This window comes from Pseudomonas taetrolens (genome assembly GCF_900475285.1).
GTDB lineage: Bacteria > Pseudomonadota > Gammaproteobacteria > Pseudomonadales > Pseudomonadaceae > Aquipseudomonas > Aquipseudomonas taetrolens.
Window position 1 is genome coordinate 157,553 of the sequence record NZ_LS483370.1, and the last position, 25,402, is coordinate 182,954.

Annotated in this window: 27 protein-coding genes and 1 pseudogene; 10 read left to right on the plus strand and 18 right to left on the minus strand. The window is 57.7% G+C overall.

The annotated features are described in order from the left end of the window. Positions 1-2: 2 nt before the first annotated feature. The gene (algB, locus tag DQN55_RS00785; RefSeq protein WP_048381266.1) at positions 3-1,349 is read right to left on the minus strand and encodes a sigma-54-dependent response regulator transcription factor AlgB; all 1,347 of its coding nucleotides are present in this window, start codon (positions 1,347-1,349) and stop codon (positions 3-5) included. 453 nt (positions 1,350-1,802) lie between these two features. Here algB and DQN55_RS00790 point away from each other — a divergent pair, with 453 nt between their 5' ends. From DQN55_RS00790 to DQN55_RS00810, 5 genes are all read left to right on the plus strand, one after another. Beyond that, a complete protein-coding gene (locus DQN55_RS00790; protein ID WP_048381264.1) occupies positions 1,803-2,084 on the plus strand; it encodes a hypothetical protein in 282 nt (93 codons plus the stop codon). Positions 2,085-2,170: 86 nt separating this feature from the next. Further along, complete coding sequence (locus DQN55_RS00795; protein ID WP_019828122.1) at positions 2,171-2,335, plus strand: DUF1328 domain-containing protein; 165 nt, start codon at positions 2,171-2,173, stop codon at positions 2,333-2,335. 2 nt (positions 2,336-2,337) lie between these two features. Further along, complete coding sequence (locus DQN55_RS00800; protein WP_048381262.1) at positions 2,338-2,802, plus strand: inhibitor of vertebrate lysozyme family protein; 465 nt, start codon at positions 2,338-2,340, stop codon at positions 2,800-2,802. Between the two features lie 569 nt (positions 2,803-3,371). Beyond that, entirely contained in the window at positions 3,372-4,691 is a 1,320-nt protein-coding gene (gltP, locus tag DQN55_RS00805; protein ID WP_048381260.1) for a glutamate/aspartate:proton symporter GltP, read from the plus strand. A gap of 104 nt (positions 4,692-4,795) precedes the next feature. Continuing rightward, complete coding sequence (locus DQN55_RS00810; protein WP_048381258.1) at positions 4,796-6,025, plus strand: nucleoside recognition domain-containing protein; 1,230 nt, start codon at positions 4,796-4,798, stop codon at positions 6,023-6,025. 162 nt (positions 6,026-6,187) lie between these two features. Here the strand turns inward: DQN55_RS00810 and DQN55_RS00815 are convergent, their stop codons facing one another. The 7 genes from DQN55_RS00815 to DQN55_RS00845 all read right to left on the minus strand — a co-directional run bounded on the left by DQN55_RS00815 (position 6,188) and on the right by DQN55_RS00845 (position 13,080). Continuing rightward, positions 6,188-6,814 carry an ABC-type transport auxiliary lipoprotein family protein gene (locus DQN55_RS00815; protein WP_048381256.1) on the minus strand — a complete coding sequence of 209 codons (627 nt, stop codon included), beginning with the start codon at positions 6,812-6,814 and terminating at the stop codon, positions 6,188-6,190. Beyond that, positions 6,811-7,749 (minus strand): MlaD family protein, encoded by a 939-nt coding sequence (locus tag DQN55_RS00820; protein ID WP_048381254.1) that lies wholly within the window; start codon positions 7,747-7,749, stop codon positions 6,811-6,813. The genes DQN55_RS00815 and DQN55_RS00820 overlap by 4 nt, the downstream gene beginning before the upstream one ends. A gap of 1 nt (position 7,750) precedes the next feature. Then, the gene (locus tag DQN55_RS00825; protein ID WP_048381253.1) at positions 7,751-8,554 is read right to left on the minus strand and encodes an ABC transporter ATP-binding protein; all 804 of its coding nucleotides are present in this window, start codon (positions 8,552-8,554) and stop codon (positions 7,751-7,753) included. After that, entirely contained in the window at positions 8,551-9,681 is a 1,131-nt protein-coding gene (locus DQN55_RS00830; RefSeq protein ID WP_048381251.1) for an ABC transporter permease, read from the minus strand. Before DQN55_RS00830 ends, DQN55_RS00825 begins: the two co-directional genes overlap by 4 nt. A gap of 79 nt (positions 9,682-9,760) precedes the next feature. Continuing rightward, complete coding sequence (locus DQN55_RS00835; RefSeq protein ID WP_048381708.1) at positions 9,761-10,801, minus strand: DUF5924 family protein; 1,041 nt, start codon at positions 10,799-10,801, stop codon at positions 9,761-9,763. Between the two features lie 142 nt (positions 10,802-10,943). Then, positions 10,944-11,609 (minus strand): fumarylacetoacetate hydrolase family protein, encoded by a 666-nt coding sequence (locus DQN55_RS00840; protein ID WP_048381248.1) that lies wholly within the window; start codon positions 11,607-11,609, stop codon positions 10,944-10,946. 76 nt (positions 11,610-11,685) lie between these two features. After that, positions 11,686-13,080 carry an FAD-binding oxidoreductase gene (locus tag DQN55_RS00845; RefSeq protein WP_048381245.1) on the minus strand — a complete coding sequence of 465 codons (1,395 nt, stop codon included), beginning with the start codon at positions 13,078-13,080 and terminating at the stop codon, positions 11,686-11,688. 206 nt (positions 13,081-13,286) lie between these two features. Here DQN55_RS00845 and serA point away from each other — a divergent pair, with 206 nt between their 5' ends. Then, positions 13,287-14,516, plus strand: a complete 1,230-nt coding sequence (serA, locus tag DQN55_RS00850) for a phosphoglycerate dehydrogenase (RefSeq protein ID WP_048381242.1) — start codon at positions 13,287-13,289, stop codon at positions 14,514-14,516. Between the two features lie 58 nt (positions 14,517-14,574). Here the strand turns inward: serA and DQN55_RS00855 are convergent, their stop codons facing one another. Continuing rightward, positions 14,575-15,012 (minus strand): DUF4399 domain-containing protein, encoded by a 438-nt coding sequence (locus tag DQN55_RS00855; RefSeq protein ID WP_048381239.1) that lies wholly within the window; start codon positions 15,010-15,012, stop codon positions 14,575-14,577. A 138-nt stretch (positions 15,013-15,150) separates the two neighbouring features. Here DQN55_RS00855 and DQN55_RS00860 point away from each other — a divergent pair, with 138 nt between their 5' ends. Further along, positions 15,151-15,663 carry a transporter substrate-binding domain-containing protein gene (locus DQN55_RS00860; RefSeq protein ID WP_048381237.1) on the plus strand — a complete coding sequence of 171 codons (513 nt, stop codon included), beginning with the start codon at positions 15,151-15,153 and terminating at the stop codon, positions 15,661-15,663. A gap of 57 nt (positions 15,664-15,720) precedes the next feature. Here DQN55_RS00860 and DQN55_RS00865 read toward each other — a convergent pair whose 3' ends face one another. From DQN55_RS00865 to DQN55_RS00880, 4 genes and pseudogenes are all read right to left on the minus strand, one after another. After that, positions 15,721-16,977 (minus strand): cytochrome c, encoded by a 1,257-nt coding sequence (locus DQN55_RS00865; protein WP_048381235.1) that lies wholly within the window; start codon positions 16,975-16,977, stop codon positions 15,721-15,723. Between the two features lie 12 nt (positions 16,978-16,989). Continuing rightward, entirely contained in the window at positions 16,990-18,774 is a 1,785-nt protein-coding gene (locus DQN55_RS00870; protein WP_048381233.1) for a GMC family oxidoreductase, read from the minus strand. A gap of 2 nt (positions 18,775-18,776) precedes the next feature. After that, positions 18,777-19,511, minus strand: coding sequence for a gluconate 2-dehydrogenase subunit 3 family protein (locus tag DQN55_RS00875; RefSeq protein ID WP_048381231.1), 735 nt, complete (start codon positions 19,509-19,511; stop codon positions 18,777-18,779). Between the two features lie 191 nt (positions 19,512-19,702). Then, positions 19,703-20,748 (minus strand): annotated as a pseudogene (locus DQN55_RS00880) (aminopeptidase). 155 nt (positions 20,749-20,903) lie between these two features. On the opposite strand from DQN55_RS00880, the gene DQN55_RS00885 reads away from it, so the two are divergent. Then, positions 20,904-21,320, plus strand: a complete 417-nt coding sequence (locus tag DQN55_RS00885) for a PA0061/PA0062 family lipoprotein (RefSeq protein ID WP_048381230.1) — start codon at positions 20,904-20,906, stop codon at positions 21,318-21,320. A gap of 3 nt (positions 21,321-21,323) precedes the next feature. Here the strand turns inward: DQN55_RS00885 and DQN55_RS00890 are convergent, their stop codons facing one another. After that, positions 21,324-21,557: a DUF1161 domain-containing protein gene (locus DQN55_RS00890; RefSeq protein WP_048381228.1), complete on the minus strand. Its 234-nt coding sequence runs from the start codon at positions 21,555-21,557 to the stop codon at positions 21,324-21,326. Between the two features lie 151 nt (positions 21,558-21,708). Further along, positions 21,709-22,140, minus strand: coding sequence for an OsmC family protein (locus DQN55_RS00895; protein ID WP_048381226.1), 432 nt, complete (start codon positions 22,138-22,140; stop codon positions 21,709-21,711). Between the two features lie 215 nt (positions 22,141-22,355). Between DQN55_RS00895 and DQN55_RS00900 the strand changes: the two genes are divergently transcribed. Beyond that, positions 22,356-23,360, plus strand: a complete 1,005-nt coding sequence (locus tag DQN55_RS00900) for an LLM class flavin-dependent oxidoreductase (RefSeq protein WP_048381225.1) — start codon at positions 22,356-22,358, stop codon at positions 23,358-23,360. A 46-nt stretch (positions 23,361-23,406) separates the two neighbouring features. Here DQN55_RS00900 and DQN55_RS00905 read toward each other — a convergent pair whose 3' ends face one another. Both DQN55_RS00905 and DQN55_RS00910 read right to left on the minus strand, forming a co-directional pair. Next, positions 23,407-23,631 (minus strand): DUF1161 domain-containing protein, encoded by a 225-nt coding sequence (locus DQN55_RS00905; protein WP_048381223.1) that lies wholly within the window; start codon positions 23,629-23,631, stop codon positions 23,407-23,409. Positions 23,632-23,749: 118 nt separating this feature from the next. Beyond that, entirely contained in the window at positions 23,750-23,965 is a 216-nt protein-coding gene (locus tag DQN55_RS00910; RefSeq protein ID WP_048381221.1) for a dodecin, read from the minus strand. Between the two features lie 155 nt (positions 23,966-24,120). Here DQN55_RS00910 and DQN55_RS00915 point away from each other — a divergent pair, with 155 nt between their 5' ends. Continuing rightward, positions 24,121-24,447, plus strand: a complete 327-nt coding sequence (locus DQN55_RS00915; protein WP_048381219.1) for an ElaB/YgaM/YqjD family protein — start codon at positions 24,121-24,123, stop codon at positions 24,445-24,447. Here the strand turns inward: DQN55_RS00915 and DQN55_RS00920 are convergent. Beyond that, the gene (locus DQN55_RS00920) at positions 24,441-25,340 is read right to left on the minus strand and encodes a LysR family transcriptional regulator (RefSeq protein ID WP_048381217.1); all 900 of its coding nucleotides are present in this window, start codon (positions 25,338-25,340) and stop codon (positions 24,441-24,443) included. The genes DQN55_RS00915 and DQN55_RS00920 overlap by 7 nt on opposite strands. Positions 25,341-25,402 lie beyond the last annotated feature (62 nt).

Sequence of the window (25,402 nt, forward strand, 5' to 3'; positions counted from 1 at the left end):
GCTCACAGGTTGTACTGCTTGCGTTTTCGATAAAGTGTCGAGGCGTCAATGCCCAGGGTTTTCGCCGCTTGGTCGAGGGTTTCGCTGGTCGCCAGTACCGCCCCGATATGCGCCTTCTCCAGCTGGTCGAGGCTTAGCGCCGCACCAATGCGCGGGGCATTTGGGGTGGTTTGCTCGGCCATGCCCAAATGACCGATTTCGACGACCTCCTGGGGGCAAATAATGCTCGCGCGCTCAACCACATTGCGTAATTCGCGAATGTTGCCGGGCCATCGGTAATTGGCCAATGCCTCACGCGCTTCTGCACTGAACCCTCGGGCAGGCCGGGCGTATTCCACGACGAACCGGGCCAGAAAACGATCGGCCAGGGTCAGAATGTCTTCGCTGCGCTCACGCAGGGGAGGTAGATGCAAGGTGATCACATTCAGACGGTAGAGCAAGTCTTCGCGGAAGCGCCCGTCACGAACCATGTCTTCCAGATTGAGGTTGGTCGCGGCCAGGATTCGCACATCCGCGCGACGGGTGACAGGGTCGCCAACGCGTTCATATTCCTTGTCTTGAATGAAACGCAGCAGTTTTGGCTGCAAAGCCAGCGGAAAATCACCGATTTCATCCAGAAACAGCGTCCCGGCATCGGCCTGGTTAACCCGGCCCAACGTGCTTTCACTGGCGCCGGTGAAGGCGCCACGGGTATGACCGAACAGCTCGCTCTCCATCAGTTCCGCGGTGAGTGAAGGGCAGTTGATCGTGACGCAGGATTTCTTGGCGCGCTTGCTCCAGCCATGGATTGCCCGCGCCAGTTCGCCTTTACCGGTACCGGACTCACCCAGAATCAAGATATTGGCATCGGTACCTGCTACCTGGCGGGCGGTTTCCAGCACCGACATCATGGCCGGACTGTGGGAGTCGAGGCCGTCCTTGGGTTTGCGGACTTCACCTTCGAGGGCTTCGAGGCGGGCGGACAACTGACGCACTTCCAGTTGTTTGGCGGTCGCCAGGCGCAACTGGTCAGGGCTGCAGGGCTTGACCAGGTAGTCGGCGGCACCCGCTTGAATGGCATCCACGGCCGTGTCGACGGCGGAGTGTGCCGTGACGATCACGACCCGCATCCACGGGGCTTGAATACGCATCTGGGCCAACACATCCAGGCCGTTGTCTTCGCCCAGGCGCAGATCCAGAAAGCACAGGTCGAACACTTGGCGCTGAAGCAGAGAATCGGCCTGCGCCGCACTGTTGGCCGTGGCGACGGTATAGCCCTCATCTTCAAGGCAGTAGCGGAACGTGCGCAGGATGGCGGATTCATCGTCGACCAGCAGAATGCGGCCCTGGTGCTCTTTGACTGACTCCATATCCTGTGTTCCTTAATGAGTGATTTTGGTTAGTGTCGTAATAATCGGGCAAGTTGCATGATTTTTCGGGAATGATTCGGAGGCTAGCAGGGAAGCGGTTTGCCTGCATGCTGTAACTAACTGATTTGTTTTATGTTTAAAGCCCTTTTTGAGCTTTCTGCCGAGCAAAGGAATGTCCGTGCGGACGTCTTTGTCAGGTTGCCGGGCGGCGTCCGGTATGGGGGTCGTTGCGGGGTCGTGCAGAACGCACGACCTGCAGAGCGGGCATCGTGCAAGATGCGCGTCAGGCTGCTTTCTATAATTAGTTAATTTATTGATTTATAAGATTTTTATTTGAAGTGAAAAGCTGGCACGCCACCTGCACTCTCTGTTGTATATGGAGGCTGCCCGGCGCCAGCGTGACGGGCGGCCTTAACTTCACAAGATTGACCACCGAGTGGCAGGAGTTTGAGCATGAATCGTCAAGGTTTCCCCTACATCCGCCTTTCGTCGCTTCATCTGCAGCAAGGCTTGTGCGCCAGCTTGGCTGTGTTAGTGACGCTGATCGGTGGTCAACAACTGGCGACGCGGGGTCAGTCACCTCAGGCTGAGGCCACTGCCCACGTCGTTTTGCAGCCTGCAGCCACACAGCAACATTTTAGTGCGGCCAGTTCCAGCGTTGGTTTCACCCTGGCCGAGGTCGATGAGACGGAAATTGCGAAATCTGAACGGCTGCCGGAACGTTGGGTGTTTTAAGTGTTCACAACCTTGAGGCCCCCGCAGGGCGTTGAGGCACAGCATTGGCATCACCGGGCTTTCCCACAGTTATAAGGAGAATCACCATGTTAAGTTGGGCAATTACCTTCTTGATTATCGCCATCATCGCTGCTGTTCTGGGCTTCGGTGGTATCGCGGGCACCGCAACCGGTATCGCCAAAATCCTGTTTGTGGTGTTCCTGGTGATGTTTGTGGTGTCCTTCATCTTTGGCCGCCGCGGTCGAGGCTAACCATGTTCAGCCGATCCTTTAAGGCAATGGCTGCTGCCCTGTTGATGGGCAGCAGTGCCATGACTCTGGCCGGTAATGACGGTCAGGTACGTGCCAACGAACTGCTGAACGATCCGGCCTATCGGCAAGCCTGGCAACAGGTGGTGCAAAAGGAGGAGCGTTTGCCCGAGTGGGTGATCAATCTTTCCGGCAGCGCCGAGCAAATGAATGCGGTCACTGAGGATGGCGATCCATACGTGGTCGGGCCGTTGTGTGAAACCGCCAAGACGTGCCTCAACAAGCGTTTGATCGTTGCCTTCAGCCTCGATAAAAAAGACGCTTATGCCATGTTGGTCGAAGTCCCCGCTGGCTTGCCAGCTGACAAGTCTCCGACACGTCATGCCGATTATCGTTTTTTGGGCGAGCCTGATGAAGGCATGCAAGCATTGCTGAAAGAGCAACTGAAAAAAGATCCCAATTGGTACTGATGGGTACTGAACATTCGGCGTTAAAGGTTCAGATTTTCAACACAAAAAAACCAAGGGATTACCTTGGTTTTTTTTATGTCTGGCACATCGACCTTTCGTCTGTAAAACCTTATCCCGGCTCATTTTTTTCGAAACTAATGTGGCTTGGAAGGGGGCTCGGAACGTCGACCGTATATCGACTAACATCAAAATGATTAGCTCACTATTTCCGATTTATGTTGTCGGATATTTCTGAGCTTTTAGTCGGTTCGACACTGCCAACTCTTGGCAAAGATAACCTTGAAACAGCCGGTGCACGGCACTTATGCCGTCTGTTCTGTCCTTTCAGCTGTCCGTGTTTTTGAGGTCTTGTCGGACAATACTCATGCCGATTCGGCATAGGGTAGGCGTTTACGGCATTAGACGGCTTCCTCTCGCATGGGAATAGTTGCGCCTTTTTTCGCCTGCCAAAGAGCGTGTTCGGCTCGATTTGGGCGACCTTCTACGGGGGCAGAGGTATGCGGCTTTTGCGCTTTTCAGTGCTCTAGTCTAGACCTCTGCCCGAGTCCACTTGAAGTAAGGGTAATGACATGAAGAAGGCAAAACTTAGCCTCGCCTGGCAGATCCTAATCGGTCTGGTCCTCGGGATTGCAATCGGGGCGCTGCTAAACCATTTCAGTGCTGAAAAGGCATGGTGGATCAGTAACGTTCTGCAACCTGCAGGCGATATCTTTATCCGTCTGATCAAGATGATCGTAATCCCAATCGTGATTTCCTCACTGGTTGTCGGGATTGCAGGCGTGGGAGATGCGAAGAAGCTGGGTCGCATCGGTCTGAAAACCATCATTTACTTCGAGGTGGTGACGACCATCGCGATTTTGGTCGGCCTGGTGCTGGCCAACGTGTTCCACCCGGGTGCCGGTATCGACATGAGTACCCTGGGTACGGTCGATATTTCCAAATACGCAGCCACCGCTGCCGAGGTTACTCATGAACATGCGTTCATCGAGACCATCCTCAACCTGATCCCGTCGAACATCTTCGCAGCCATGGCTCGCGGTGAGATGCTGCCGATCATCTTCTTCTCGGTGCTCTTCGGTCTTGGTCTGTCGAGCTTGAATGCCGAACTGCGCGACCCGCTGGTGAAAACCTTCCAGGGCGTGTCCGAGTCGATGTTCAAAGTGACTCACATGATCATGAACTACGCACCCATCGGTGTGTTTGCGCTGATCGCCGTCACCGTGGCCAACTTCGGTTTTGCCTCGCTGGTGCCACTGGCCAAGCTGGTTGTGCTGGTTTACGCCGCCATCCTGTTCTTCGCCTTTGCGGTACTGGGCCTGATCGCCAAGCTGTTCGGTTTCTCGGTGCTCAAGCTGATGCGCATCTTCAAGGATGAGCTGGTACTGGCTTACTCCACCGCCAGTTCCGAAACCGTGTTGCCGCGCGTAATCGAGAAAATGGAAGCCTACGGCGCGCCGAAAGCTATCTGCAGCTTTGTGGTACCGACGGGCTACTCGTTCAACCTTGATGGTTCGACCCTGTACCAAAGCATCGCGGCCATCTTTATTGCCCAGCTGTACGGCATCGACCTGTCAATCAGCCAGCAATTGCTGTTGGTATTGACCCTCATGGTCACCTCCAAAGGTATCGCGGGTGTTCCGGGCGTGTCCTTCGTGGTGCTGTTGGCGACCTTGGGCAGTGTGGGTATTCCGCTGGAAGGCCTGGCCTTCATCGCCGGTGTCGACCGTGTGATGGACATGGCGCGTACTGCACTGAACGTGATCGGCAACGCCTTGGCGGTGCTGGTGATTTCGCGCTGGGAAGGCATGTACGACGATGCCAAGGGCGAGCGCTACTGGAACTCGCTGCCGCACTGGCGCAGCAAGGAAGCCCTGCCAAAAGGCGAGTAATCGCGTCAGGCATCTTCACTCCCCCAAACCCCGGACTTGTCCGGGGTTTGTTGTTTCTGACGTCTGGCCGCTATCATTCGCCGCATCTTTCAGGAGTTCTTTGAATGCTTAACGGCCTATGGCTCAGCTTTTTCGTTGTCGCTACGGTGTCGGCACTCGCCCAATGGCTGGTGGGAGGCAATGCCGGGATCTTCTCCGCGATCGTTGAAAGCATCTTCGCTATGGCCAAGTTGTCGGTTGAAGTGATGATCCTGCTGTTTGGCACCCTGACCTTATGGCTGGGTTTTTTGCGAATTGCGGAAAAAGCCGGGATCGTCGACTGGTTGGGCAGGGCGCTGGGGCCTCTGTTCAAGCGCCTGATGCCGGAAGTGCCGTCGGGTCACCCGGCGCTGGGGTTTATTACCCTGAACTTCGCTGCCAATGGCCTGGGGCTGGACAATGCCGCCACACCGATTGGCCTCAAGGCCATGCGTGCGCTGCAAGAACTCAACCCGAATCCCGCCAGTGCAACCAATGCGCAAATCCTGTTTCTGGTGCTGAACGCGTCATCCCTGACGTTACTGCCGGTGACGATCTTTATGTATCGCGCCCAGCAAGGCGCTGCAGACCCGACGCTGGTGTTCCTGCCTATCCTGCTGGCGACCAGTGCCTCGACGCTGGTAGGCCTGCTCTCAGTGGCCTTCATGCAGCGTTTGCGGTTATGGGACCCGGTGGTGCTGGCGTATCTGTTGCCCGGTGCATTGATCCTTGCCAGCTTCATGGCGTTACTGGCGACCTTGTCGGCGACGGCGCTGGCCAGTTTGTCCTCGATCCTTGGCAATCTGACGCTGTTCGGGCTGATCATGCTGTTTCTGGTGATAGGCGCGCTGCGCAAGGTCAAGGTTTACGAAGCATTCGTCGAAGGCGCCAAAGAAGGCTTCGACGTGGCCAAGAACCTGCTGCCGTATCTGGTAGCCATGTTGTGCGCGGTAGGGGTGTTGCGTGCATCCGGGGCGCTGGACTTTGGCCTGGACGGTATCCGTCATGCCGTGGAGTGGCTGGGCTGGGACACGCGTTTTGTGGATGCCTTGCCCACGGCCATGGTCAAACCATTCTCAGGCAGTGCGGCCCGGGCCTTGCTGATTGAAACCATGCAGACTCAAGGCGTGGACAGCTTTGCGGCGTTGGTGGCCGCGACGGTGCAGGGCAGCACAGAAACCACCTTTTACGTGCTGGCGGTGTATTTCGGTGCCGTCGGCATCCAGCGCGCCCGCCATGCCGTGGGCTGCGCCTTGCTGGCCGAGCTGTCGGGTGTCGTGGCGGCGATTGGCGTGTGCTACTGGTTCTTCGGTTGAGGCGGCTTCAAGCCGTACGTTGATCTGTAGCCGCTGACTCGCATAGCGAGGCAAGCATCTGTAGCCGCTGCCGAAGGCTGCGATGGGCGCGCAAGCGCCCGTTAAAGCCCTTCGGTCCTTTTCGCAGCTTTCGGCAGCGGCTACACAAGCGCTACAGCCTGTTCAGCGCTGCGCTTGCCCTTGCTGCAGCACCCATTGCACCACCTGCGGCATCAACTGGTCGGTGGCCTGTCCAAAACCTGCCACAACGCCCGGTACCATCGGATTGGTCAGTGGCAGGCGCGTTTCGAAGCGCTTGGAGCCGATCACCCGTTGGTCACGGCTGCGCACCAAGCGTGCGTTGTACTGAATCAGTACTTCGGGGCTTTTGCCGTTGTAGCGGGTCTGAAACGCCAGCAACTCTCCACCCAGCTCGAAATCAGACTGCAGATTGCTGTCGTCGGTGCTCAACCCCTGGATCCGGCCATCCTGCAGGAATGCGTCAAGCAGCCGGTTGCGCAGCAGCACGGGCGCCGGATCGCTCCAGCGCGCGCCCTTGTAATTACTGATGAGGTTACCCTCGGGCACCACCGCAATGTTTTGACTGTTCAACGCATTACTGGCCATCGGTTTGTCGAGCTTCAGCGACCAGCTCACGGGGGCGCTGGGGCTGGTGGCAATCGGCGTTTGTGCGTACGGCAGCCAATACACGTCGACTTGCTCGGGTTTGGGCAGGATTGAACAGGCGCTGAGCAGGCTCAGACTCGTCGCCAGAACGACGGCCCCTGCCAGACGATAAGTGCGGCTCATGGCGTGAATTCCTTGTTTTGCTCGCGGTCCAGCAAGTAACCGCTTGGATTGGCTTCCAGACGTCGCGAAATCGAGCGCAACGTACTGAGGGTTTCGCGCAGTTCGTTGACCGCAGGGCCGAGCTGATTGAGGCCTTGCAACCCGCTGTTGAGCGACTCTTCATTGTTGTTGAGCAAGCTGTTGATGGTGGCGCTGCTTTTTTCAAGGGACTGCATTGCCTGTTCGGCGCTGCTGAACATTTGTTTGCCCTGGTTGCTCAGCATGCCATTGGCGTTGCGCATCAGCGTGGTGGTCTGCTCAAGCGTGATGCTGGCCTCTTTGCCGACTTGCGACAGTTGCTTCAGGGTCTGGCTGATATCACCCCGTTGGCCTGCAATGGCCTCAGTGGTGAGTTCCAGGTTATCGAGGGTCTTGCCAACGCGTGCAACGTTGTCGGGTGAGAACAGTTGATTGGCGTTGTGCAGCAGCATGTTGATGTTGGCCATCATGTCCGTGCCATCGGTGAGCAGACGGGCAATCGGAGAGGGCGAGGCTACGATCACGGGCAGTTTTCCGGCTTTGCCCTTGAGGTCCGGACTGTCGGGATCGCCACCGGAGAGCTGGATAATGGAAGTACCGGTGACCCCTGTCAGCGCCAGTTTGGCCTTGGTGTCGACCTTGACCGGGGTACCCGCCGTCAGGCGTATGCGTGCCAGCACCCGGCGCGGATCCTTTTCGTCCAGCCGCAGCTCTATGACGTCGCCCACCTTGATCCCGTTGTATTGCACCGAACTGCCTTTGGACAGGCCGCTGACGGCTTCGTTGAACACCACTTCGTAGTCCGTGAAGGCATCGTCCATGCTCGCCTTGGCAAGCCACAGGCCAAATAGCATGGCCCCGATAACGACCAGCACGCTGAACAAGCCGATCAATACATGATGGGCACGGGTTTCCATGTCATTGCTCCTTACGCTGGGTTGCCGCTTCATAGGCGGCGCGGCCACGGGGGCCATGGAAATATTCATGAATCCACGGGTCGTCGAAATCTTCGACCTGGGCAATCGGCGCGGCCACCAGTACCCTTTTCTGCGACAGCACCGCCACCCGGTCAGTGATGGTGTACAGGGTGTCCAGGTCGTGGGTGACGATAAACACACTCAGCCCCAGGGCATCGCGCAAAGTCAGAATCAGTTGATCAAAGGCCGCTGCCCCAATGGGATCGAGTCCGGCGGTAGGCTCATCAAGAAACAGGATGTCCGGGTCCAGCGCCAGCGCCCGGGCCAGTGCGGCGCGCTTGACCATCCCGCCCGAGAGGGCCGAAGGGTATTTGTCGGCAGCCGACAACGGCAACCCGGCCAGGGCGAGCTTGACGCAAGCCAGGTGTTCGGCGTCGGGGCGGCTCAGCCCGGCATGTTCAATCAAGGGCAGGGCGATGTTTTCGGTCACGGTCAGTGAGGAAAACAGTGCGCCACGCTGAAACAGCACGCCAAAGCGTCTCTCGATCAAGGATCGCTGGTCTTCCGGCAGGTTCATCAGGTCTTTGCCAAACACCCGGACTTGTCCTTCGGTAGGCCTGCGCAGCCCGACAATGCTGCGCAACAGCACCGACTTGCCGGTCCCGGAACCGCCGACCACGCCCAGGATCTCACCGCGATACACATCCAGATCAAGGTTCTCGTGCACGCTTTGGCTGCCAAAGCGGTTGCACAGGCCGCGTACTTCAATCACCGCCTCGCTGGGCGCACGTGTTGGACGACTCACCAGCCCATCTCCATAAAGAACAGTGCTGCCACGGCATCGAGGACAATCACGATAAAGATAGACTGCACCACGCTGGAGGTGGTGTGGGCCCCGACCGACTCGGCGCTGCCACTGACTTTAAAGCCTTCGAGGCAGCCCACCGCAGCGATCAGAAAGGCAAAAAACGGTGCTTTGACCATGCCCACCAGAAAGTGCTGAACGCCGATATCGGAATGCAGCAGCGAAATAAACATGTCTGGCGAAATGCCCAGCGAAACGACGCACACCAGTGCGCCGCCCAGGATCCCGGCCATCATGGCCAAAAAGGTCAGTAACGGCAGGGCGATCAGCAGGGCCAAAACTCGCGGCAGCACCAGCAAATCCATGGGGTCGAGACCCAGGGTGCGGATGGCGTCGATTTCTTCATTGGCTTTCATCGAGCCGATTTGCGCAGTAAAGGCACTGGCTGTACGCCCGGCCAGCAGAATGGCGGTCAGCAAGACACCGAATTCACGCAGAAATGAAAACGCCACGAGATCGACGGTAAAGATCCCGGCCCCGAAGTTGGCCAGTACCGTGGCCCCGAGAAAGGCCACCACCGCGCCCACCATAAAGGTCAGCAGTATCACGATCGGTGCCGCATCGAGGCCGACCTGCTCGATATGAGCCACCATTGGTGTGATCCGCCACTGCTTGGGACGAAACAGGTTGCGGGCGAGTGTCTGCAGAATCAGGCCGATAAAGCCCAGCAATTGCAGTGAGTCTTGCCAGAGCTTGTCCACCGCGCAGCCAATCCGGCTCAGCAACTGGATGCCGATGTTGTGCTCGGGGGTCTTTACCGGCACACAGAAATCACGCATCGACGAATAGACGGTTTGCAGCAAGGCGCGATCGGCTGCGGGGAGCTTTTGTGCGGTGTCGGTCAGCTGGCTGACGCGCTCGGCTCCCAGCAGTTCAACCAACAGCGAAGCGCCAGCGGTATCGAGGCTGGAAACCTCATCCAGGTCGATCGCGGTCCGGGCATCGTATTGATCGCGCAGTTGCTCCGTCTGTTGTTTGAGACGTGCGTAATGGGCAAGCGTCCAGTCGCCGCTGATTCGCAGCCGCGCCGGAGTGCTTGATGTGTCTAGTCGGGCATTGCCAGCCATAGCAGTGATGATCGTTAGCTCCGTGCTCGGTACGCTAGAACGCAGACCTTATGTAATAGCACAATCCTGAAAAAGTGCTTCAGTTTGCCTGAACGTCGGCTGGCGCAGACTGATCTGGATTAACCAGGAAGCGCAAAACACCGATCATTTGTCCATCTTCGGTCAAGACCCGCACTTGCCAGCGACCCACAGAGTCCGGCGGGAAGTTTTGCTTGTGGGTCCAGGCGCGGTAGCCTTCTTTACGCCCGCCATGGATATCCAGAGCAATGCGGTCCACTTCTTTGCCGTTATGCTTCCAGACGTGATAAATCCGCTCATTCAGCCCGCGCGGAGCATTGATCGAGGTGTAGGCATACAAGCCACGGCTGCGCAGTTCGCTGGCGCTGATGGCTTTGAGGCTCTCGCCCGGCGTACGGTCTTGCAGCTGAGTGGTGACGGCGACTTCGGTCATCCACAGCGTTGCCGGTGGTACCCAGGAGCGCAGCAGCCAGCCGGTGCCGCCCAGCATGAGCACGATCAAGGGCAGCACTAGCCAGCCGCGCCAGGTTTTTAGCGGCAGGCTGACGGCCAGGCTCGGAATGGAAAGCAGCACTGCGGTGCCCAGCGCCAGTTTGTAGCTCTCGGCGGTGGTCAGGTTGAGAATGATGGGTAATGCCGTCAGCAGCGCTGCAAACAGGGTGAGGGTGTGCAACCCCAAAAACAGCCAGCGTTTGGGCGCGAGCCATTTGTAGTACAGCGGATCAGTGATGGAGACCAGTGCAGCAGCGCCCAGCAGCCCGGTGAATACCAGTTGGCCGCTGTTCCAGGTGGTGGTGATAAAGAAGAACGGCAGGACAAAGAACAGGCTTTCCTGGTGAATCATCTGGGTTGCGTAACGCAGCAGAGGCGGGGGTATTTCACGCTTGAACACCCGAGCGAACAGCTGGGTGAAGGTGTTTTCCAGCATCAGCCAGAGCCAGCTCACCAGCATGATGACGGCGATCCAGCGGGCCATGCCTTGTTGACGGTCAACCAGCATGAAACTGCCGACCCCGGAGCAAAAACCGAAGAGTGCGATCAACCCTGGATAGCGCTTCATCAACTCAAGGATGCGCTGTAAATAGAGGTTCCAGTTAGGCATTCGGCGGTTCACATTTTTGGTGTGGTTCAAAAAAACTGCAGGAGCGAGCTTGCGCGCGATGGCATCACCGCGGTTTATTTTCAAAACCGCGCTGTCTGCATCGCGAGCAAGCTCGCTCCTGCATGATGGTCGTCTGCTGTGATTAACGCACGCTGCTTTCGAAGCGGCTCACACCCGGCAGCTCCAGCACCAGTTCGTCGCCCGCATTCAACGGGCCTACACCCACCGGCGTGCCCGTCATGATCACGTCGCCGGCCTGCAGCGAGAAGCATGCGGCCATATGCTGAATCATCGGCACGATCGGGTTGAGCATCAGGGCGCTGTTGCCGTCCTGGCGCACTTCACCGTTGATGGTCAGGCGAATACCAATATCGGTCAGATCCGGGAACGCGCTGCTTTGTACGAAGGGTGCCAGTACGCAGGCTCCGTCGAATGATTTGGCGATTTCCCATGGCAAGCCTTTGCTCTTGAGTTCGGCCTGCTTGTCGCGCAGGGTCAGATCAAGCCCGGGTGCGAAGCCGGAGATGGCGTCCAGGACTTCTTCGGTGCTCGGGTTGTTCGACAGGGATTTGCCAATCAGAACCGAAATTTCGGCTTCGTAGTGCACGGAGCCGCGCTCGGCCGGAATCGTGAAACCACCTTCCAGCGCCACCACACAACTGCCTGGCTTGATGAACAGCAAAGGCTCAGTGGGGATCGGGTTATCCAGCTCCTTCGCGTGTTCGGCGTAATTACGTCCGATGCAGACCACTTTGCCCAGGGGGAAGTGGATCCGGGTGCCGTCGACATACTGGTGCTGATAGCTCATGACTGTCTCCGATGAGGGGGTGACTGTGTAGCCGCCGCGCAGCTTGCGGCAGCGGCTACGGGTGTTGTGCCGTTAGTTAAACCGCAAAGATCTTGCCCGGGTTCATGATGCCGTTCGGGTCGAACACGGCCTTGAGCGCTTTCATGTATTCGATCTCAACCGGTGAGCGGCTGTAGGTCAGGTAGTCACGCTTGGTCATGCCCACGCCATGTTCGGCAGAGATGGAGCCGTTGTACTTTTCGACCGTCTCGAACACCCACTTGTTCACGGTCGCGCACTTGGCGAAGAACTCATCCTTGCTCAGGTTTTCGGGTTTGAGGATGTTCAAGTGCAGGTTGCCGTCACCAATGTGGCCGAACCAGACGATTTCGAAGTCCGGATAGTGTTTGCCGACGATGGCGTCAATTTCTTTCAGGAACCCCGGTACTTTCGACACAGTAACCGAGATGTCGTTTTTGTACGGCGTCCAGTGGGAAATGGTCTCGGAGATGTACTCGCGCAGCTTCCACAGGTTTTGCAGCTGGGTTTCGCTCTGGCTCATGACGCCATCCAGCACCCAACCCTCTTCCATGCAGTGTTCAAACGTTTCGAGGGCCGCGTTCGCGACTTCTTCGGTGGTTGCTTCGAATTCCAGCAACGCATAGAACGGGCAATCAGTCTCGAACGGAGAAGGGACATCGCCACGGTCCATGACTTTAGCCAACGCCTTGTCGGAGAAGAATTCAAACGCCGTCAGATCCAGTTTGCTCTGGAAGGCATGCAGCACCGGCATGATCGAGTCGAAATCGGCGGTGCCCAGCACCATGGCAGTCAGGTTTTTTGGCGCCCGGTCCAGGCGCATGGTGGCCTCCACGACAAAACCCAAGGTGCCTTCCGCGCCGATGAACAGCTGGCGCATGTCATAGCCGGTGGCGTTTTTGATCAGGTCTTTGTTGAGTTCCAGGATGTCGCCTTTACCGGTGACGACTTTCATGCCGGCCACCCAGTTGCGGGTCATGCCGTAACGAATAACCTTGATCCCGCCGGCATTGGTGCCGATATTGCCGCCAATCTGGCTGGATCCTGCTGAAGCGAAATCCACCGGGTAATACAGGCCATTTTCTTCGGCCAGGTTTTGCAGGTGCTCGGTGACAACGCCCGGCTGGCAGACCACGGTGCGGTCGGTCAGGTTGATGTCCAGCACTTGATTCATGTAGTCGAACGACACAACGACTTCGCCATTGGCTGCCACGGCGGCGGCCGACAGGCCTGTGCGACCGCCGGAAGGCACCAGCGCCACCTTGTTCTTGTTGGCCCACAGGACGATCGCCTGCACCTGTTCGGTGGTTTTCGGGAACACGATAGCCACTGGGGCGGGGGCGAAATGCTTGGTCCAATCCTTGCCATAAGCATTAAGGGAGTCGGCATCGGTCAAAACCTTGCCAGGCTCTACCAGGGTCTTTAGCTCATCAATCAAGGCAGGATGGGTCATCAACAGAACTCTCGAACAATTCATGGTCATCCTGAGAACGCTTCACGTCGCAGGAATGGGTGTTTAGCGGGGCGCTTATGCTAGCATACGACCCCCCCGCAGAATCGAGCCATAGGACGATTCTCGGTGCCGGTCTTCACGCCGGCCAGGTCAGCTCGCGCTGTCCATTCCCTGCCATTTTTTCTCTGGGACACAGGTTTACGCAGATGAGCAAGACTTCTCTCGATAAGAGCAAGATCAAGTTCCTTCTTTTGGAAGGCGTCCACCAATCCGCTGTTGAAGTACTCAAGGCTGCCGGTTACACCAGCATTGAATACATCACCAGTTCCTTGCCTGAAGCCCAGCTGAAGGAAAAGATCGCTGATGCCCATTTCATTGGCATCCGTTCTCGTACCCAGCTGACCGAAGAAGTGTTCGACTGCGCCAAGAAACTGGTTGCTGTTGGTTGTTTCTGCATCGGCACCAACCAGGTCGATCTCAACGCTGCTCGCGAACGCGGTATCGCTGTTTTCAACGCACCTTACTCCAACACCCGTTCGGTGGCTGAGTTGGTGCTGGCGGAAGCGATTCTGTTGTTGCGTGGCATCCCTGAGAAAAACGCTTCCTGCCACCGTGGTGGCTGGATCAAAAGCGCGGCAAACTCCTTCGAAATTCGCGGTAAAAAGCTGGGTATCGTTGGTTATGGTTCGATCGGTACTCAATTGTCGGTACTGGCTGAAGGTCTGGGCATGCAGGTGTTCTTCTACGACACCGTGACCAAGCTGCCATTGGGCAACGCGACTCAGGTCGGCAACCTGCACGAACTGTTGGGCATGTCCGATATCGTGACCCTGCACGTGCCGGAAACCGCCGCCACTCAGTGGATGATCGGTGAGAAGGAAATCCGCGCCATCAAAAAGGGCGGCATTCTGATAAACGCCGCACGTGGCACCGTGGTCGAGCTGGACGCCTTGGCTGACGCGATCAAGGACAAGCACCTGATCGGCGCCGCTATCGATGTGTTCCCGGTTGAGCCGCGTTCCAACGACGACGTGTTCGAAAGCCCGCTGCGTGGCCTGGACAACGTGATCCTGACCCCGCATATCGGCGGTTCCACCGCTGAAGCCCAGGCCAACATTGGTCTGGAAGTGGCAGAAAAACTGGTCAAGTACAGCGATAACGGTACTTCGGTATCGTCGGTGAACTTCCCTGAAGTGGCCCTGCCGGCTCACCCTGGCAAGCACCGTTTGTTGCACATCCACGAAAACATCCCGGGTGTGATGAGCGAGATCAACAAGGTCTTCGCTGAAAACGGTATCAACATCTCCGGTCAGTTCCTGCAGACCAACGAGAAAGTGGGTTATGTAGTGATCGACGTTGATGCCGAGTCTTCGGACCTGGCGCAAGAGAAGCTGCAAAAGATCAATGGCACCATCCGTTGCCGCGTCTTGTTCTAAAACGCGCTTCATAAAAAGGGAGACCCGCGGGTCTCCCTTTTTTGTGCCGCGGAAAAAGTTATTTCACATTGACGGTGATTTTTTCCGACACGACAGCGGGCTTGAACGGTACGTGATACTTGTCGCCCAGCTCCAGTTGCAGGGTGTGTTTGCCCGGCGTCAGGGTCACTTCGGTTTCGGTCTGGGCCTTGCCGAAGTGGACATGGTTGGCATCGGCTGGAATGGGTGCATTCTCGGCAGGCAAGGTGTCGACATCGATCAGCAGGTGATGGTGACCGGTGTGTGGTGTCGGGTCGCCTGCAGGTTTGAGATCCATGCCTTCGATACCGAATTTCACGGTGAAGGTCTTATCCACTGTGGCGCCGTCCGCAGGGGAAAGAATGGTTACTTTGGCGCCTGCCGGAGCCTCAACAGATTCCAGGCCGGCTGCAGTCGCCATGACGGAAGCCCCCATCAACACAGAAGCCAGCGCAACACGAGACAGTAGAGCGTTCATTTGTTTCTCCGTTTTTTCTCAAGATTCAGCAGGTTGTACAACTTCGAGCCGATCTGTTGTCCAACCTCGCAACTGACCAACATAAAGCAAAGGGGATGCTTATTGCGAATCGCTTGCATCCCATTCAAAGGAGTGACCATGCGTATTTTGTCGGGTTTGATGCTTTTACTGCCGTTGACGAGTCCTTTTGCTCAAGCCGAACTGATCGACGATGTGAACGACCGGGGCGAGTTGCGCATTGCCCTGGAAGCCGACCAGCCCCCGTTCAGCTTCAGGCAGGACGGGCATTTGACAGGGTTTGACGTTGAGCTTGGCGAACTGCTGGCCAAGGAGCTGGAGGTCAACGCATCGATTATCGTCACGGATGGCAGTGACCTGCTGTCGGGGGTCGAGAGCGGTAAATACGATGTGGCCATCAACCATGTCGCTATGACTCCCGAACTTCAGAATCGTTTCGATTTCAGCGCGCCTTATGGCTACACCCGCACGCCATTGCAGGCGGGGCCAGTGGTGATGCTGGCGATACCCTTCCAGAAAGGTAACCCGGCTTTTCAGACTAGCTTGGATAACGCATTGCAGCGAACCAGGGTGGATGGCCGGTTGGCCGCCTTGTCGCAAAAATGGCTGGGGATGGATGCTACAAAACCGTAAGACTGGATGCACAAACGCTGTAGGCACGGATTCGCGCCTACAGCGTTATGCCATTGATTACTCGCGTAGCTTCTTCACGTCCTCAGGCTTCACGTCTTCACCTTTGTTACCCCAGCTGGTGCGGATGAAGTTGACCACATCAGCCACTTCCTGATCTGACAAACGCCAGTCGAATGCAGGCATGGTGAAGGTCGACGGTGCCGTATGGGTCGCAGGCAGTGTTCCGCCCTTGAGCACGATATGGATCAACGACGTCGGATCGTTTGACTGCAGCACCGGGTTTCCTGCCAGTGCAGGGAATACGCGGGTGTAGCCGTGGCCGTCAGTGCGATGGCAGGCCGCGCAGTTGTCGATATACACCGCTGCACCGCGCTTGCTGTCGTCACCGTTCCACAAGGCATCGGCCACAGACGGATCGTATCGATGCGGGGTGTCCGCCGGATCGACCGCCGGCAGCGACTTCAGGTAGCGGGCAATGGCCGTCAGATCAGACTCGGACATGTACTGCATGCTGTGTACGATCACATCGCTCATGCCGCCAAACACGGCGCTGCGATCACTGCGGCCGGTTTTCAGGAACTGCACCAGCTGCTCTTCGTCCCAACTGCCCAAGCCGTCTTTGTGGTCACCCCGCAGGTTCTTCGCAATCCAGCCTTCGAGCGGCGCACTGCCCGACAAAAACACGCTGCCGTCGGCGGCACTCAGCGCTTTTTCCTGCATGGTCAGCGCCCGTGGCGTGTGGCATGCGCCACAGTGACCAAGGCCTTCAACCAGATAGGCGCCGCGGCTGACCACCGGGTCTTGCCCGGCCACCGGTGTGAAGTCTTCCACTGCCGGCGCAAACAGCTCGCGCCACATTGCCAGCGGCCAACGCATGCTCAGCGGCCATGGAATATCGACCGCTTTGTTCTCTTGTGCGACGGGCTCAACGCCCTTCATGAAGTACGCATACAGCGCCTGCATGTCGGCCTGGTTGACTCGCGCGTAGGACGGGTAAGGCATGGCCGGGTACAGCGTGCTGCCGTTCTGCGCGATGCCATGACGTACCGCTTTGTCAAAATCGTCAAAGCTGTAAGTGCCAATACCGCTTTTGTCCGGCGTGATGTTGGTCGAGTAAATGACGCCGATCGGCGTTTCCATCGGCAGGCCACCGGCAAACGGCTTGCCGCCTTTGGCCGTGTGGCAGGCAACGCAGTCGCCGGCGCGGGCCAGATACTCACCTTGCTTGATCAGTGCCGATTGCGGCTCGTTCTGCGCGGCGACGGCCGAGAAGCTACCCAGCAGGGCCAGGGTGGCGATAACAAGTGCTTTCATGGTCATCGCTCCTTATGCCTGAACCAGTGGGCCGGGGTTTTTCAGGTACTGCTCGCGGATCGCCCGGGCAGACCAGTAGGTCAGCGCAGCGACCAGGCCAGTCGGGTTGTAGCCCAGGCCCTGCGGGAAAGCAGAGGCGCCCGGTACGAATACGTTGTGCACGTCCCAGCACTGCAGGTAGCGGTTAATCGCACTGGTTTTCGGGTCGGTGCCCATGATCGCGCCACCATTGAGGTGGGTGGTCTGGTAGGACGCGGTGTTGAAGTGATCGCCGACTTTTTTGCCGATCATGGCGATGGCCTTCGGGTTCATCGCCTCGGCGATCTTGCCCATTTTTTCCATCATGAAGCGGTTCATCTTGATGTCGTTTTCTTGCCAGTCAAACGTCATGCGCAGCAGCGGTTGGCCGTAGGCATCGCGGTATACAGGGTCAAGATCAAGGTAGTTGCCACGATAGGATTGATGCGCGCCATGGGCGTCCATCGATACCTGGTGGGTGTAGTAATCCGCAGTTGCACGCTTCCAGGCACTGCCCCAGGCCGGAGTGCCGGGTGGGTTGGACGTACCCGCAATCGGACGGCTGCCCGCCTGGTTGACCCACATCGGCGAACCGCCGACAAAGCCGTGTGGCCCGTGGTCAAAATTGTCCGCGTTGAAGTCATCCACCGCCACGCCATTGCCGCCTGCGCCGATGAAGTTGTTGGTGTGTACGTCCTTGTCGAAGTAGGCCTTGATCGTGCCCATGTTCTGGTACGCGAAGTTCTTGCCGACCACACCTTCCCCGGTTTTAGGGTCATAGGGCTTGCCAATCCCCGACAGCAGCATCAGGCGCACGTTGTGGAACTGGAACGCCCCAAGGATGACCAGATCGGCCTGTTGCTCGATTTCACGGCCCAGGGCATCGATGTAGGTTACTCCGGTGGCCTTGGTTTTGGTGCTGTCCAGATTGACCCGGATTACGTGCGCATCAGGGCGCAGCTCAAAGTTAGGCACCTGCTTGAGCGCAGGCAGGATGTTGACGTTAGGCGATGCCTTGGAATACATGTAGCAAACATAGCCACTGCAAAAACCGCAGAAGTTGCACGGCCCCATCTGTGCGCCATACGGGTTGGTGTAAGGCCCGGAGGTGTTGGCCGAAGGCAGGTTGTAAGGCTTGTAGCCAACGTCGCTGGCCGCTTTCTGAAACAGCTGGGCCGAGTAGGTGTTCTTCTGGGAAACCAGCGGGAAATGATCCGAGCGATCCGGTGCGTAAGGGTTGCCACCCTTACCCTCGCCCACCACTTTGCCGTTGACGGTCCAGGCCTGGCCCGAGGTGCCAAAAACCTTTTCGGCGTAGTCGAAGAACGGTTCCAGCTCTTCATAGCTGACGCCGAAGTCCTGGATGGTCATGTCTTTGGGGATGAAGTTCTTGCCGTAGCGCTCTTCGTAATGGCTGCGCATCCGCAGTTCCATCGGATCGACCCGAAAGTGCACACCCGACCAGTGCAAACCGGCGCCGCCAACGCCATTGCCGGGGAGGAAAGCACCCAGTTGGCGGTTGGGCAGAGCCACGTCATTAACGCTATGGCGGATGGTCACGGTTTCTTTCGAAACGTCCTGGAACAGCTTCTTGCGCACGCTGTAAGTCAGTTCGTCGATCACCTGCGGGTAATTACCGTCGGGATAGGTGTCCTGCATCGGGCCGCGTTCAAGGGCCACAACATTCAGGCCCGCTTCTGTCAGCTCTTTGGCCATGATCGCGCCGGTCCAGCCGAAGCCGACGATTATCGCATCAACTTTTTTCATTACGGTCGTCATGCTCAAGCCCTCTCGCCGCGAATGGATACTGCCGGGAAAGGGTATTGCTCGTTACGTTCAACCCAGTCCATGAAATCAGCGCGAGCGCCGGGGAAGCCGATCATGGTCCAGCCGACCATGCCTTTGTTGCCGCCGTGGATCGGGTCGCAAAAGAAGCCTTCCCGTGTGTTTTGCAGCAAAAGGCTGAAAAAAATCTTCGACGGCACGCTGTCGAATTTGGCGTTGCCGGCCTCTAGCTGTTTAAGCACTTCGTCTCGGGTAGCGCTGTCTAGGCCAGCAAATACTGAACCATAGGTCTTTTTGCAGAGATCATCCGTAGCGGCGATGCCCAGGCGATAGATCTGTTTGGGCACCAATTTGCTCTGCCAGCCCATCTCGGCTGGCGCGTCGGCATTGAACGGGCCTTGCATGAACCACAGTGCGCCGCTGGCGTAAGGGGTGTTCATCTGGCGGTCAATGTATTCCGGAGCACCGGCTTCCACAGCCCCCGGGCCCTGTTCATCGCTCGGGATCAAACGGGCGACGGCAGCGTCCACAAAGGCCCATTCTTCTGCGGTGAAGTAAGTCGGCTCATAGGTCTTGCCAGAGGGCGCAGGAGCGGGTGCCGATGCGGGTGAGGCGGCAGGCGCGGCCATCAGCACAGTGCCTCCCAGACCGGTACTGGCGACCGTTACCACGGGAATCAGTGTGAGGGTTTTGCGCAGAAACTCACGCCGCGGATTGTCTTGTTCAGACATGAAGGGGCACCTCGTCAGGCAGTCACGGTTTACAGCCGCTCAGTGGCAGCTTTTCGTTTTGGCAGCGAGACGTGAAGGGTTGAGCACCTCAACACGCCTGCAAAGATTGGTAACAAATACTAACAGGCCAGACCGTCAGGTGAATCGTTTCATGCGTAAATTTGCCGCACCTTCAGCGAAAAAACACAGGTTCAGGCATCTGCCCAGCGACGCAAAGCCGCTTTGCGCTGGGCTGCGGGCAGTTTTCCGAGCTTTTCGACTTCGGTATAAAACGCTTGCCAATCTCCGCCGGAACTCTTGAACAGAGCGCTGAAAGCGGGGACCCATTGGTCGTAAAGACCGAAAGGCAAGAGTTTGGCGTTATTCATGGGGCATTGATCCAGGCGTCGTAGCGTGTGTTGCCCGGCCAGTGTTGATCCCGCAATCGCCGGTACTCTTGACGCATATGCTCGAACTCGGCGTCTTTCTGTTCCTGCATCTGCGCCTCGCTCAGCGGCTGTCCGTACAGTGTTTGCAGGCGCTGCCGAGTCGTGAGGATTAAGCCTGTAAACGCCTCACGCTGTTGCACGCTTTGGGTATCGGGGGCCGGTAAACCTTGATGGACGCGCCATTGGCGGCTGCCTTCCTGCTCGACAAAGCTGGCGAAAGACTCATTGAACTCGGTGTCGTCCTTCACATAAAGACGCTGATGGGCGAGTTCGTGAAATATCAGGCTGGCAAGTCGCTCATCGCCCCAGCTCAACATGCTGTTGAGGATCGGGTCATCGAACCAGCCCAGGGTGGAGTAGGCCTCGACGCCGCTGATATACACATCCAGACCTTGTTGGCGCTGCAAGGCGGCCTCGCCACGTGCTGCGCCCTGTTCGTAGTACCCGCGATAGGCCACACAGCCGGCGACGGGGAAGCAATGGGTGACGGGGTCGAGCGAGAATGCCGGAGTGGCGAAGACGTTCCACACCACATAGGGCCGCTTGAGGTCGGCATACACGCGATAGCTTTGATTGTCCGGCAGGTGCAATTGCTTGCTGGCGAACGTTCTGGCGGCCTGGGCGCCCGCCAGGCGTTCGCGCAGGTGAGGATCGCGCTGCGGGTCTGCAATGACCCGGGCCACGGGCTCACGGGCTTTGAGCAACTGCCATTGGCCAGCGGCCAGTTGCGGGTAATAACCAGGACTGGAACATCCCGTGAGCAAGGCCAGCAAGGTGATGGGAAGCAAGCAACGGGCGGGGGAGGTCATAACGCGATCCACTGGGTGACGGGCGCAAGACTAGCCTCAGCGTATGCCGAAGTGCCACAGTTCGGGCGATCAGCGCTATGCTGAAAACATTGCTCTTTCATTGCGACCGCCACAACCGGCCCTCACAAGGTATGACTCCAACCGTGAAAACAATCATGCGCAGGTCTGTGCTAATGCTGATGGCGGGGCTATTAAGCGCATGCACCAGCACCCCCCTGCCCAACGCTGACCCGGCACGTGCCTGGATCGATCTTGAAACCCAGACCGGCAAGCTGGTGATGGCCGAGCGCCTGGACAATCAACGATTGCAGGACGGTCGCTACTTTCAGGTCACGCCAGGCAGCCATGAGTTGATGGTGCGCTTCGATTACGAAGTGTTTATCGGCGGCATGGGGCAGTTCAGCGATCCGCAGGAGCGCTTGTGCTATCTGTCGGTTCGTTACGACGACTTCCGGCCCGGTCAGCATTACCGGCTGCAAGCCCGCTCGGTGGGGTTCAACGCCTACGCCCGGTTATATAACGCCGCGGGCGAGGTGGTGGCCGAAGAGCGACTGGTCAACTGCTTGCCCTGAGGCTTAGTTGTCGTTCTTTTGGTAGATGATCTTTTTGGTGCCGTTTTCGCACGTACCCACCACCATGCTTTGGTCGTGGACTTCATCGTTGGTCACGATTTCGAGCGTATAGGACGACACATTGTTGGCCTGGATCTTGGCTTCGATCTCGGCTTTCAATTCTTCACAGGGTTTGGGGGCGGCCATGGCCGAGGTGGCCAGAGCACAGCAGATAGCAGCCAGAGCGAAACGTTTCATGGTGGGACTCCCTTGATGCAGTACGCAACGTCATGGTCTGACGCCGTGGGTGACCAATCGATCACATGTGGCGCAACACTGTACGAACTGTCCGGGTCAGCGATGCCCCATTCATGGCGAATGGGGCATCGCGTGTCATCAGTACAGCGACTTAGCTCAGCAGTGTGGCGTCGAGGGTGATTTTTGCATTCAGCACCTTGGACACCGGGCAGCCTTCTTTGGCTTTGGTGGTCAGTTCGTCAAATTGCTGTTGGGTGGCACCCGGCACCTTGGCCTTGAGCACCAGATGTACAGCCGTGATTGCAAAGCCGCCTTCTACCTGGTCCAGGCTGACTTCGGCGGTGGTATCGATGCTGTCGGCCTTGAGCCCGGCATCGCCAAGGATCATCGACAGTGCCATTGAGAAGCAGCCGGCATGGGCTGCGCCGATCAGCTCCTCGGGGTTAGTGCCTTTGCCGCCCTCGAACCGCGCCTTGAAACCATAAGGTGCGTCGCGCAGCACGCCGGTTTCGGTAGAAATGGACCCGATGCCGGTTTTAAGGTCGCCTGCCCAATGAGCCGATGCTTTTTTCTTGATACTCATGCGTGCCTCCTGAAAAGCAGCGTGAAGGTTTCACGCCTGACTGGACTTGTGAGGGTAGACGTCATTACAAAGTTCATCCTATCGGACCAATCGTCTTTTTTAGTGGCTCATTTACAGCGCTACCATTGAAACTCGGGTATATGCCCATATTGCTTAGAGCACTGGCAGGTTTTGGCGAGCGTCATGGCCTGCATCCCATTAGGAGGCGCCCGCTCATGACACGTTTGTCCGATATCAAATTCTCTACCCTCGACCTGGTACCCGTGCGCGAAAATGGCAGCGCCGCTCAGTCGTTGCGCAATTCGCTGGATCTGGCCCAGCACGTGGAAAAATTTGGCTACAACCGTTTCTGGGTGGCTGAACACCACAACATGGATGGCATTGCCAGCTCGGCCACCTCGGTGTTGATTGGCTATCTGGCAGGTGGCACGTCGACTATTCGCGTCGGCTCGGGCGGGGTCATGCTGCCCAACCATGCGCCGCTGGTCATCGCCGAGCAGTTTGGCACCCTCGAAAGCCTGTACCCCGGGCGCATTGATCTGGGCTTGGGGCGTGCGCCCGGCTCGGACCAGATGACCGCGCGCGCCTTGCGCCGCGAACGCTCCGGCAGCGCGGACGATTTCCCGCAGGATGTGGCCGAACTGATGCGTTATTTGGGCCCTCGCACTCCCGATCAACGCGTGATTGCCATGCCGGGCACCGGGACCCATGTGCCGATCTGGTTGCTCGGCTCCAGCCTGTTCAGTGCGCAACTGGCGGGTGAGCAGGGGCTGCCTTATGCCTTTGCCTCACATTTCGCGCCACGTTTGATGCATGAAGCCATTCGCGTGTACCGCAATCACTTCAAACCCTCGGCAGTCCTCGACAAGCCTTATGTGATGCTCGGTGTGCCGCTGGTCGCGGCGGATACCGATGAGCAGGCGGAGTATCTGGCGACGTCGGTCTATCAACGGATTCTGGCGCTGATGCGCGGACAGAGCCTGGTACAGCGACCACCGGTTGAAACGATGGATGGTTTGTGGCTGCCCCATGAAAAAGATGCGGTGATGAGTTTTCTGGGGCTGGCAATGGTCGGCAGCCCGGGGAAAATCAGGGCCAAGCTGGAAAAGCTGGTGGACCAGACCCAGGCCGACGAGCTGATTTTCACCAGTGACCTGTATGAGCACGCCGACCGCATTCGTTCGTACGAGTTGCTGGCTCAGGTAATGAAGCAGGCTTAACGCAGCCACTGCAGGAGCACGTTTGCTCCTGCAGTGCTTTCGATGATTAACCGCGCTTGTAAACGATCTCTTTGGTGCCGGCTTCGCAGGAGCCCACTACCTTCCCGTCTGTTGCAGTGCCTTTGTCCACGACTTCCAGCGAGTAGTGCGAAGCGCCTTTGGCTTCGATTTTCGCAGCGATCTCGCTTTTCAGTTCTTCGCACGGTTTGCCCGCGGCGAACGCTGTGCCCGCCAAACTGAGCAAGCCTATAGCTAACAGGCTTTTTTTCATCGGTCACATTCCTCAAGTCAACGTTAAAAGGGTGCGACACGCGCATGGCATGTCGCACCCGGACGGTGTAGCCGAGGTTATGGCAAACGGCCAGCCTGGAAGTTCAAAAGGCTGTCGTTTAGCTGGTGGCAATCCTGAAACCCACCTTGAGTGTGACCTGGTAATGCGCCACTTTGCCGTCCTTGATATGGCCCCGGGTGTCGACTACCTCGAACCACTCCAGGTGTTTGATGCTTTTGTGGGCTTCTGCGAGTGCATTACTGATGGCGTCTTCTATGCTGCTCGGGGACGAGCCTACCAGTTCGATTTTTTTGTAGGTGTGGTGGTCAGACATAACGTTCTCCTTTGTCGTAGATCAAAGCCTAGCAGCGATTTCGCTCAATACTTCGTGGGCTGATAGAAAGGAAAAGTTCAGGTTTACTGCACTTTCCGAAAACGCTGGAGTCGGACTTAACACGTACCTCACTCATCAATGCAGGAGAGCCCTAAATGGCTAGCAATTCTTTACGTAAAGCCTCATTGCAAAGCATGGAAGCTGAGATCGAGAGCCTGCTGAAGTCTCTGGAAAGCCTCAAGGACGACGCTTCAGACGAGTCCAAAAAAACGCTCAAGGCGCTGAAAGGCAATGCCGAGAACGCGCTTAAGCATTCGCGCCACCTGCTCAGCGATGCTTATGAAGAAGTGAAGGCCAAAACGCGCGAAACCGGGATTGCCACTCGCGAATACGCACAAGAACATCCGTATGCTACCGCGGGTGTTGCGATTGGTGCGTTGGGTCTGCTGGCGGCTTTTCTGCTGTGCAAGCGCGGTCACTGATCGGCGTCACGCGCAAGCTCAGCCTTGAGCCATTGCGCCAGTTGCCGGGCGCGCCCATCTGCGGCGCGCTTGGGCAACCATAACGCTAGCTGCGCCGAGGTTTCCTTGAAACCCCACGGTGCAGCCAGGCGTCCTGCCCGAACGTCCTCGGCTACCAGCGGTTCAGGGGCAATCGCGACCCCCAGACCAGCCACGGCGGCTTCCAGCAAATAATACAAATGTTCAAACCCTTGCCCGTACTTCAAGTCTTTCGGATCGAGTGCCTGTTGCCGTGCCCAGCTTGGCCACGCCTGAGGGCGTGAGGTGGTGTGCAATAGAGATTCACCCAACAGGGCACTGGCGGGCGCTCCGGCCAGCTGCGCATAGCGGGTCGAGCGTGGACTGAGCACCGGCCCGATACGTTCGCTGGCCAGTTCATACACCTGCATGTCCGCCGGCCATGGGGGCTCGGCAAAGACCAGCAAGGCATCCAGCCCCGGGCGGCGAGGGTCCAGATCGCCTTCACCGGCCGACAAGTGCAAGCGCAAATCCGGCAGGTCGGCATTCAGGCGTCCCAGCCGGGGGATAAACCAGCGTGCCAGCAGACTGCCCGAACAGCCGAGTACAAAGGGCGCGTCGATATGGCTTTGCGTGAGTTCAGTGCACACGTTACGCAGGCGATCAAAGGCTTCGCTGCTGGCGTCGCGCAAGCGCATACCAGCCTCGGTGAGCTTCAGCCCTCGGCCCTCCTTGATAAACAGGCTGATCCCAAGGTGCTCTTCGAGCACTTTGAGTTGTCGGCTAACGGCACCGTGGGTGACGTTCAACTGCTCGGCAGCGAGGCTTACGCTGCTCAGGCGGGCAGTGGCCTCGAAGGCGCGCAAGGCATTCAGGGGAGGGAGGTCGCGGCTCATGGGATATGTGAGTTTTCCTGACAGGTTGCAGCGATCTTATCGGTTTTCATCCTGCGCTGTCG